Genomic DNA, 9,546 nt, shown 5'->3' on the forward strand with positions numbered 1-9,546 from the left:
CGCAGGTGGAAGGACCGTTATGCTTGCACTCTCAGAATAATTGCAAGACAAGTCTCAACCCTGCATCAACCTGCTGCTGCTCGGTTGCCGTAAGCTCACCGATTCGGCCGTAAATTAAGCCGGGGTCGAGCGTAGCCATTTTCACCACTCGGACAAGGGAGACCTGCTTCAGACGATTGAGCGCCGTGGGTTGCAACAGCACATCGTATGGTTGGCTTGCATCCAGGTTGCTGGTAATGAATGCCACCGTAACATCAGGGGCTTCCACTGCTACAACCAGCGCTGGGCGACGCTTCAGTACCTGCATATTGGTGAAAGGAAATTGCACGGACAGGATGTCGCCTTTTTTCATTTAGAGAAGTAGTAGGGTCGTTGATTACGTGCGTTAGTGCCACTTTCATGCAGCTGTTGGCGCAACCCGGGTTTACTTATACCGCTCTATCAAGTCATCGTCAGTATACAAATCAGGTTCGTCGCGCAGAAAATCGAGAGCGGAGCTGTGGCGCGCCACAGCTGCCAGGTCGGCTTTGAACTGGTCTTCGGTTTCAGTCGATGGCAACGCATCGTCGACCAAGGACAGGTTGGCCCAGGCCTTTTGGGCGAGAAAGGCGGCGAAGTCGCGTACGCTCCGCGCTTGGTCTTCTGGCAGAGCAGCCAACAGTCGCCCGGTTTCGGTAATTAAGGCTTCGTTCCTCATAAAGGGCAGATAGTAGTGATGTTTGCAAAATACGCCGGCCCTGCTAAAAGTTCTTTCTCGGAACCCAACGCCTTGCCTGCTTGTATCTTTGCGCTATGTTACTGGAACTGCCCCTCGCCCCCGTGCCCACCAGGCGCGACATCCGCAAAACCTCGCCCGACGACCTGAAGGCGTTTATGGTGGAGCACGGCGAGAAGCCCTTTCGGGCCAAGCAGGTGGCCGAATGGCTGTGGAAAAACACCGCCGCCACGTTTGAGGAGATGAATAACCTCTCGGTGGCGACCCGCGAGCTGCTGGCCGCGCACTTCGTGATAAACGGCGTGACGGTGCAGAACCAGCAGCTCAGCAACGACGGCACTATCAAGTCGGCTTTCCGGCTGCACGACGGCAACGTGGTGGAGGGCGTGCTCATCCCGCACGACACGCGCATGACGGCCTGCATCAGCTCGCAGGTGGGCTGCTCGCTCACGTGCAAGTTTTGCGCCACGGGCTACATGGACCGCAAGCGCAACCTCGACGCGGCCGAGATTTACGACCAGGTGGTGCGCATCCGCGAGCAGTGCGAAAGCCAGTACGGCACGCCGCTTACCAACATCGTGTACATGGGCATGGGCGAGCCGCTGCTCAACTACGCCAACGTGGTGGAAAGCGTGCGCCGCATCACCGCGCCCGACGGCCTGAACATGGCCCCGCGCCGCATCACCATCAGCACGGCCGGCATCGCCAAGATGATTAAGAAGCTGGCCGATGACGACGTGAAGGCCAACCTGGCCCTCTCGCTGCACGCGCCCACCGACGCCAAGCGCAACGACATCATGCCCATCAATGAGGCCAATTCCCTGGCCGCACTCAAGGAAGCCCTGCAGTACTACCACCAGCAAACCGGCCGCAAAGTCACCTACGAGTACATCGTGTTCGACGGCTTCAACGACGGACTGGACGACGCCGAGCACCTGTTCAAAATAGCCAAGTGGCTGCCCTGCAAGGTGAACCTGATTGAGTACAACCCCATCGAAAACGCCAACTACCAAAACGCGGCCGACGACAAAATCACCGCCTTCCACAAGTACCTGGCCGACCGCGGCGTGCAAACCAACATCCGCCGCTCGCGGGGCAAGGACATCGACGCGGCTTGCGGGCAGTTGGCGGTGAAGGAAGAGAAGACCGCGGCAGCGTGAGTCATTGACTACTATTTCAATACAAAAAGCCCGACCATCAGGAAATGGCCGGGCTTCTTTTATGCGGTTAAGCACGAGCTGACTTTGACGTTACTTCGTGCGGCCGAAGCGGTACGTGACTTCGGCAAAGGGAAGGGCGCCGCCATCGGAGTCAGAATCGGTGCTGCCGTTGAAGCGTTTGTTGGAATAGTTGTAGAAGCCGTACATGAGGCCCAAGCTACCGCTCATGCGCTGGCCCGATATGCGCAGCCCCGCAATGCCGCCAACGAGCGTGGCCCGGTCGCCGTCGTCGGTGATATTGAGAATGTAGGTTTCGTTGAGGAGCGAGATGCGTCGCGAAACGCGCGTGGCCCCACCCAGCAAGAAAACGGGCGTACTGATGTACTCGCCGCCAGCGAAAGCATACCCGACGCCGGCAGTCACGTTGTTGTCGGCCGAGCCGTAAGTGGTATTGCCGTAGGTCAGGGTAAAGGCGGTGCCATCCTGAAAGACAATCAGCGCGCCGGCGCCAATGTGCAGCTTGTCGCCGCTCACCGGGAAGCTTACCTTGGGCGTGAGGGCAAAGAAGTTGTCGCTGCCCTCGCCGGGTAACCACGTAAACAAGGCGCCCATCGAGATATTATCCGTGATGCCGTAGTTCACCCCCAGCAGGAAAACGTAGATGGACTGCACGGTGCCTTCGCCGCGGCGCAGGTTGCGAGCCGTGGGGGCGAACGACAGGCGGTTGCCGTTGCCGATGTAGTCGAAACCGCGGCTGGCCTGCTCGGCGGTGAGCAGGGTGAGCTGTTTGATATTTGGCCGCTTCACCGTAATCAGGCCCAAATCCTTTGTTTCAAAGGTCAGGTCGTCGCCGCCAATGGCAGTAAGCTTGCCCGTGAAAGAAGTACCCGACACCAGCTCTACGGTGTAAGACAGGCCAATGACTTCGCCGGTGCCCGAACTGGGGCGCGTAGCCGTTTGCGCGGCCGGCTCGGGTTGCGGGGGCGCGCCTAGCACCGGTGCGGTACCTGGTTGCTGGGCCCAAGCGGGCACGCTGAGGAGGATTAGGGCAACGCCGTAGCGGAGCGGAGGTAGCAACTGCAGCATGACAGAAATAATTAATTTCCCAAATATGCCGCTCGGCTCCCGATACTGCGCAATGCTCTTTTGCGTACTTAGGATCTTTTGGCAGCGCGAAGAAACCTTGGCGAAAAATCTTGCTCTTTATCTATTACATGACTAACAATGTATTCGTTAGACAAAGGCCAGGCTTAGCCACGCAATAGAAAGGACTTTTCAACTTTTCTGGCTGCGCTTACCGAGTGCCCCTACCCCCGCCACTTACCCTCGCTGCGGGGGCGGCCGGTGGCTTTTTCCTCGTCCGACTCGCCGGGGGCCACTTCTTCGAGCCGCACGCGCACGGCGTGGGCCTTGGGCTGCACCTTCTGGCCGAAGGAGTCGGCGAACTCCTGGGTAAACTCGGCCCCGAAAAAGACGATGAGCGAGGAGTAGTTAATCCAGACCAGCAGCACGATGGCCGAGCCCGCCGCCCCGAACGCCGAGCCGGGGTTGGACTGGGCGATATAAAAGGCAATGAGAAACTTGCCAATCACGAAGAGCAGCGCCGTGATAAAGGCGCCCACGCCCACGTCGCGCCAGCGAATGATGGCGTCGGGCAAAAACCGGTATATCAGGGCAAACAGCAGCGTGGTGACGCCCAGCGACAGGGCAAAATCGACGAGCTTGATGGCCAGCACGCCCACCTCGGGCAGCAGTTGTTGCAGCCACCCGGTGAAGGCGCTGAGCACGGCGCTCACCACGAAGGAGATGAGCAGCAACAGGGCCACGCTCAGAATGAGGCCAAACGACAAGAACCGCTGCTTGAGAAAAGCCCCGATGCCAATGCCCTTGGTTTTGACCTTCAGGTTCCAGATGTCGTTGATGCTCTCCTGCAGGGTCACGAAGAAGGTGGTGGCCGCGAAGATGAGCGTGCCAACACCGATGGCCGTGGCCAGGGGCCCCTTTTGCTGCTTGGTGAAGGTGGCGATGCTGTCCTGCAGGAACTTGGCCGAGTCGGCCCCCACCAGGCCCTTAATCTGCCCGTAAATCTGCCCCGTCACGGCTTCGCCGCCGTAGGCCACGCTGGCCACCGTGATGACGATGAGCAGCAGCGGCGGCAGCGAGAAAATGGTGTAGAACGACATCGCCGCCGCGTGCCGGAACGAGTTGTTGTTGCTGAATTCCGCAGCCGAAGCCTTGAAAACGGTCAAAATATCCGAAAGCTTGTAATCTGCCATGCTGCGAAGAAGGAAGGGACGTGATGCGCGGGGCGCTGCGTGCTAATACGGCCGGCGCGGGGCCGCGTTGGCGGCGGGGCCCCAACTCCGCACGGGAACGGGCCTTATTTTACGGCTGGGGCCGGGCGCAGCTCCCAGCGCAGGGTTTCGACCGGTGCGGCGCGCAGGGCGGCGGCCAGCGCGGCATCGTCGGCGAACTGCAGCTGGGCGAGCACGCTGGCCTCGACGCTCACCGCCACTTCCTTCACGCGGAACGGCCACGGGGCAATGACCACCAGCTGGCCGGGCCCGCCGGGCTGGGCCAGGGTGTGCGTGGGGCCGTCCGGCCCGCGGTAGATTTCCACGGCCCGGCCCATCTCCGGGATTTCCTGGCGGCACAGGATGAGCGAGAGCCGGTCGCACCAGTGCAGCAGGGCATAGGCCTGATGAGCTTCTTTTTTGTTGATTTTAAGCGCTTTGCGCCACTCGTTCTGGCGGGCAGCCAACTCGTCTAGAAACGCGTCGAGTTCCTTCGTTTGCCCCCGCAGCGCTCCGTAGAGGGCGCTCAGGTGCTGGCTGGTGAGCAGGCTGCGCCAGCGGCCCTGGAAGCGGGCGGCGGCCAGCACACTTTGGGCCTGGACCAGGGAAAATTCTTTCTGGACGAAGCTGGCCGGGGCGCCGGCCGGCGTCAGGCCGTGGTGGCCGCCCCGGCCGTGCCAGTCGTCCTGCTCGTCGTCGTGCTGGGCAATGGCGGCCAGCAGGCCCACAAACTGGTCCGGCGGCCCCAGCGGCGGCCAGTGCCAGGCTGCTTGCGCGGCCAGCAGGGCGTGGGCTTGCTGGTAAATGACTTGCCAGCCGGCGGGCGTGGAGTTCACTATCATTGAAGAAGGGGCCGCAAAACACAGGGGCTTTGTTCAACTGCAAAGTCGACCACGGGGTTGCGGGGCGGGGGCGGCCCGGTGCGGAACTGGCGCCCCGGCGCGGGCAACGGGGCGGCATCGGGCCACTGCGCCACATATTTGCGGGGCAGTTGTTGCAACTGGCGGCACCCTTGGCCCGGTTTCGCCGTTAAGCCAGCGGCCACTTCCGCGACCCCGGCCCCGGCTTTTCCGTCTATGAATCAATACGTCCAGCAAATTCTCGATAACCCCGTGGCTTCGCTGGCCATCATGGGCAACCTGGTCATCATCGAAAGCCTGCTCTCGGTCGACAACGCCGCCGTGCTGGCCACCATGGTGGGCGACTTGCCCAAGGACCAGCGCAAGAAGGCGTTGCAGTACGGCATTTTTGGGGCCTATATTTTCCGGGGCTTGTGCATCCTGTTCGCCTCCTTCCTCATCCAGTTCTGGTACCTCAAGCCGCTGGGTGGGCTCTACCTGCTCTACCTGGTGTACGACCACTTCAAGGCCCGCCCGCCCCACGATGCCGAGGCCGTGGACAAGCAGAACAGCTGGTTTTACCGCCACACGCTGGGCTTGTTTGGCAAGTTCTGGGCCACGGTGGCCCTCATCGAGCTGATGGACCTGGCCTTTTCCATCGACAACGTGTTCGCCGTGGTGGCCTTCACCGACAACCTGATTCTGATTTGCGGGGGCGTGTTCATCGGCATCCTGGCCATGCGGCTGGTGGCCCAGGCCTTCGTGCTGCTCATGGGCAAGTACCCGTTCCTGGAAACGGCCGCCTTCGTGGTTATCGGCCTGCTCGGGCTCAAGCTACTGCTCTCGCTGATGGGCCACTACCTGCCCGGCCACCCGGTGAGCAAGGCCCTGGAAAGCGAAGCCGCCGACGTGGGCCTGACCGTGCTCACGGTGGCCTGCTTCCTGGTGCCCTGGGCCACGTCCATGCTCTTCAACGTGCCCCAGCGCCCCGGCGGCAACCGCTTGGCCGAAACCGAGGCCGCCCGGCAACAGGCGTAGAAACGCGGCCCATTCATCAGGCCTGATAAGTTCACCAGCTCCGGCCGGCTGCGCTGTGGCTTCTGCGAGAAACCCCGCATTAGCTCCTAAAGTAAAAAAGCAGCGACCTGACGGCCGCTGCTTTTTTACGTTGAAACAGGACCAACTTACGCCACGGGCACCGATTTACCCGTCGTGGTGGCCACGTCTTCCGTGGCCAGGCCGGCCACGTAGCGGTACTCGGCCGTGGCGTTGGAGGCGGTGAACTCGGCCAGCACGTAGCCGCGCTTGGAGGCGTCGAGGTACTGCAGGTCGTCGATGAGCAAGGTGTTCGAGTCTTCGAAGCCTTTGATGGCGGCGGCTCCGCCGGCCGTGAGCAGCGTTTCAAAGCCGGGCGACGACACCGAGGGCGTGGCGAACTCGGCGCCCACGCGCTGGCCGGCGGCGTTTTTCAAGTCGCTGTGCCAGGCGTTGTGGGTGTCGCCGGCCAGCGCAATCAGCTTCTTGCCGGCGGCGGCGGCGGCGAACACGCCCTCGCGCTCGGCGGGGTAGCCGTCCCAAGAGTCGAGGTTATAGGGCAGCTGCGTTTCCACGCGGGCGCGCTCGGCCGCTGTCACCGTGGGGTCGTTTTGCAGGATGCGCCCTTTGATGACGCTCAGCTGCGTGGCCACCGCGTTGTACTGGGCCAGCAGCTGGGGCGTGGGAGCAGCCGCCAGGCCCGCCACGATGGTCAACAGCTCGACCGGAATGTACATCTTGCCCATCAGCACCTGCGAGCCCAGCACCTGCCACTTGGCGCTGCTGCCGCCTAGGGCCCCGGCCAGCCAGGTACGCTGGTCGGCACCGAGCATGGAGCGGGTGGGGTTGAGCCAAGCCTGGCCGAAGGCCGTGGTGTTGAACGTGCCGTTGGGGCCGGTGAAATAGTCGGCCAGGCTCAGTTGCTTGTCGCGGCCCGCGATGCGGGTGTCGAGCATGAGCAGGTTCACGAGGTTGCCGAACTCGAAGCGGCGGTAAATCTTGGCCTTATCAGTGGTGCGGGCCGGCAGGTACTCGAACCACGCTTGGTTGGCGGCGAGCCTGCGGGTCTCGAAGCTGCCCTCGGTGGCGGGGTCGTGGTTTTGGGCGCCGGTGTTGTAGGCGTCGTTGGCGTACTCGTGGTCGTCCCACACGCAGATAAAGGGCTTGAGCTGGTGGGCGCGCTGGAGCTGCTTGTCGGAGCGGTACTGGCGGTAGCGGGTGCGGTAGTCGCTCAGGCTGATGATTTCGGTGGCCGGCAGGTGGGCGCGGCCCAGCGACCCGGTGGTGGGGTTGGTGCCGTAGCCGCCGGCCCCGTACTCGTAGATGTAGTCGCCGAGGTGTACCACGGCGTCGGCGTCGGAGGCGGCCACGGCGCCGTACACGTTGAAGAGGCCCGACTGGAAGTTGGCGCACGACACCACGGCCAGCTTCACGCTGCTGGCCTGGCTGCCGGTGGGCAGCGTCTTGGTTTCGCCCACCACCGACTCGGCCTTGGTCAGCTCGCTGCGGAAGCGGTAATAGTACTTCTTGTTGGCCACGAGGCCGGGCACGTCCACCACGGCGGTGAAGTCGGCGGCGGCGGCGGCGGCCACAGTGCCGCTGGCCACCAAGGGGCTGAAGGCGCTGCTTTCGGCCACTTCCCAGCGCAGCGCAGGGTCGCCGGTTTCGTTGTCGGCGGCGGTGTAGCGGGTCCAGAGAATGACGTTGGTGGCCGAGGGGTCGAAGCTGGCTACGCCTTCTTTGAAACCAAAGTCGCCGGTGTAGGTGATGCTCGGCTCGTCGTCGTCGTCGCAGCTGGTGAGGAAGGCGGGCATCAACGCCACGCCGCCGGAGATAAGGGCCGTGTTGCGGACGAATGCGCGACGGGTAATTTTTTTGTTGTTTTCGGACATATAGAAAGCCTATGAAGTGCTTCACAAAGATGAAAACAGCTTGTTGCCAGCAGATTATCTATATATTACGAATGGAATAAGCGCCCTCCGGCCGGGCTTCCTAATTGCCGGCAAGGGGGTTGTGATTTTTTCGATTTACGCCGCGGCGGGGGTGGGGCCACGCCGCCCTACCGGGGCAGTTTCAGGGTCCGCGCACGTCCTAGAGCAGGGGTAGCAGTTGCGGGTCAAAAGCTAAAGTCTCACTTGTCAGATTTTTAACTTTTACTCCGCAACTTTCACCCCTGTAAAAAGGTCTGAGAAACTGCTCCATTCGGCTTGGGCGCGCGCGGCTTTCTGCCGCTTGGCCACCCCCGGGGAGCGGCCCGCCGTGTGCGTCGGCCGACGTTAATTTGCTGCACCTGAACCTTCCCCCACTTCCCCATGCACGCGGGCCACCACTACTCCCTCAAAGAAGTTCTCATCTGGACCCGCCGCGAAATCGTCGGCGTATTCGTGCTGGGCCTGGTGCCCACGGTGCTGTACGTCGCCCTGGACTGGCACTGGCTGGCCATGCCCTGGGTGCCCATTGCCCTGGTGGGCACGGCCACGGCCTTCGTGGTAGGTTTCCGCAACAACGCCACCTACGCCCGGGCGTGGGAAGCCCGGCAAATCTGGGGCGCCATCGTGAACGCGAGCCGGACGTGGGCCGTGCTGGTGCGGGACTTTGTGCGCCCGGTGCCCGGCGACGAGCCGGCGTTTGCCGACGCGCGCCAGCAGCTGGTGTACCGCCACCTGGCCTGGCTCACGGCCCTGCGGTTTCAGCTGCGCGAGCCCCGGGCCTGGGAAAACATGGCCCAGCCCGCCAACGCCGAGTACAGCCAGCTTTACCGCGTTGCCGAGCGCCTCACCGCCTTGCCCGACGAGCTGCGGCCCTACCTCACGCCCGCCGACGCAGGGTACGTGCTAAGCAAGAAAAACCGGGCCACCCACTTGCTCGGCCTGCAGGCCAAGCAGCTCAAAGAGCTTGCCGAAGACGACCACCTCGAAAAATTCCGCTACCTGGAGCTGACCAAGATGCTGACCAACCTCTACGACCAGCAGGGCAAGTGCGAGCGCGTCAAGAACTTCCCCTACCCCCGGCAGTTCGCCACCGTCAACATGTTCTTTGTGCGCATGTTCGTGTGCCTGGTGCCCTTCGGCCTGCTGCAGGAGTTCGAAAAGCTCGGCGAGCATTTCGTGTGGCTCACCATCCCGTTCAGCATGCTGGTGTCCTGGATTTTCCTGATGATGGAGAAGATTGGCGAGGGCACCGAAAACCCGTTTGAGGGCAACGCCAACGACGTGCCCATCACCGCCCTGGTCCGCACCATCGAAATCGACCTGCGCGAGCTGCTCGACGAGGCAGAAATTCCGGCCGCCTTGCAGCCGATGAACAACATTCTATTGTAGGGTTTGCCTCGAAAAAGCCATCGTGCCAAGCGCGGCCTCACGCGTTTCACCTCACCCCCGGCCCCGCTCCCCCGGGGAGGGGAGCCAATTGCGTATCGTTGAACGCACCCCACACCGCGGGAGAGGGGGCGGGGGGGAGGTGTAACGCGTGTGGGCGCGCGTGGCACGATGGCTTTTTCGAGG

General features: G+C 62.5%; 9 protein-coding genes. 3 read left to right on the plus strand and 6 right to left on the minus strand.

Annotation, left to right across the window (positions count from 1 at the left end):
* Window positions 1-31 precede the first annotated feature (31 nt).
* Both RMO51_RS08340 and RMO51_RS08345 read right to left on the minus strand, forming a co-directional pair.
* Complete coding sequence (locus RMO51_RS08340; RefSeq protein WP_310393737.1) at window positions 32-352, minus strand: type II toxin-antitoxin system PemK/MazF family toxin; 321 nt, start codon at window positions 350-352, stop codon at window positions 32-34.
* Window positions 353-424: 72 nt separating this feature from the next.
* Entirely contained in the window at window positions 425-697 is a 273-nt protein-coding gene (locus RMO51_RS08345) for a hypothetical protein (RefSeq protein ID WP_310393739.1), read from the minus strand.
* A 95-nt stretch (window positions 698-792) separates the two neighbouring features.
* Here RMO51_RS08345 and rlmN point away from each other — a divergent pair, with 95 nt between their 5' ends.
* Complete coding sequence (gene rlmN / locus RMO51_RS08350; RefSeq protein WP_310393740.1) at window positions 793-1,875, plus strand: 23S rRNA (adenine(2503)-C(2))-methyltransferase RlmN; 1,083 nt, start codon at window positions 793-795, stop codon at window positions 1,873-1,875.
* 90 nt (window positions 1,876-1,965) lie between these two features.
* On the opposite strand, the gene RMO51_RS08355 is transcribed toward rlmN, so the two are convergent.
* The 3 genes from RMO51_RS08355 to RMO51_RS08365 all read right to left on the minus strand — a co-directional run bounded on the left by RMO51_RS08355 (window position 1,966) and on the right by RMO51_RS08365 (window position 5,011).
* Window positions 1,966-2,961: a hypothetical protein gene (locus RMO51_RS08355; RefSeq protein WP_310393742.1), complete on the minus strand. Its 996-nt coding sequence runs from the start codon at window positions 2,959-2,961 to the stop codon at window positions 1,966-1,968.
* 221 nt (window positions 2,962-3,182) lie between these two features.
* Window positions 3,183-4,151 (minus strand): YihY/virulence factor BrkB family protein, encoded by a 969-nt coding sequence (locus tag RMO51_RS08360; RefSeq protein WP_310393743.1) that lies wholly within the window; start codon window positions 4,149-4,151, stop codon window positions 3,183-3,185.
* Between the two features lie 104 nt (window positions 4,152-4,255).
* A complete protein-coding gene (locus RMO51_RS08365) occupies window positions 4,256-5,011 on the minus strand; it encodes a DUF3891 family protein (RefSeq protein WP_310393745.1) in 756 nt (251 codons plus the stop codon).
* Between the two features lie 234 nt (window positions 5,012-5,245).
* On the opposite strand from RMO51_RS08365, the gene RMO51_RS08370 reads away from it, so the two are divergent.
* Window positions 5,246-6,046, plus strand: coding sequence for a TerC family protein (locus RMO51_RS08370; protein WP_310393746.1), 801 nt, complete (start codon window positions 5,246-5,248; stop codon window positions 6,044-6,046).
* A 146-nt stretch (window positions 6,047-6,192) separates the two neighbouring features.
* Here RMO51_RS08370 and RMO51_RS08375 read toward each other — a convergent pair whose 3' ends face one another.
* Window positions 6,193-7,935 carry an alkaline phosphatase D family protein gene (locus RMO51_RS08375; protein ID WP_310393747.1) on the minus strand — a complete coding sequence of 581 codons (1,743 nt, stop codon included), beginning with the start codon at window positions 7,933-7,935 and terminating at the stop codon, window positions 6,193-6,195.
* Between the two features lie 420 nt (window positions 7,936-8,355).
* Here RMO51_RS08375 and RMO51_RS08380 point away from each other — a divergent pair, with 420 nt between their 5' ends.
* Window positions 8,356-9,363: a bestrophin family ion channel gene (locus RMO51_RS08380; protein ID WP_310393749.1), complete on the plus strand. Its 1,008-nt coding sequence runs from the start codon at window positions 8,356-8,358 to the stop codon at window positions 9,361-9,363.
* Window positions 9,364-9,546: the final 183 nt, after the last annotated feature.

The organism is Hymenobacter sp., from assembly GCF_031398885.1.
Classification (GTDB): Bacteria; Bacteroidota; Bacteroidia; order Cytophagales; family Hymenobacteraceae; genus Hymenobacter.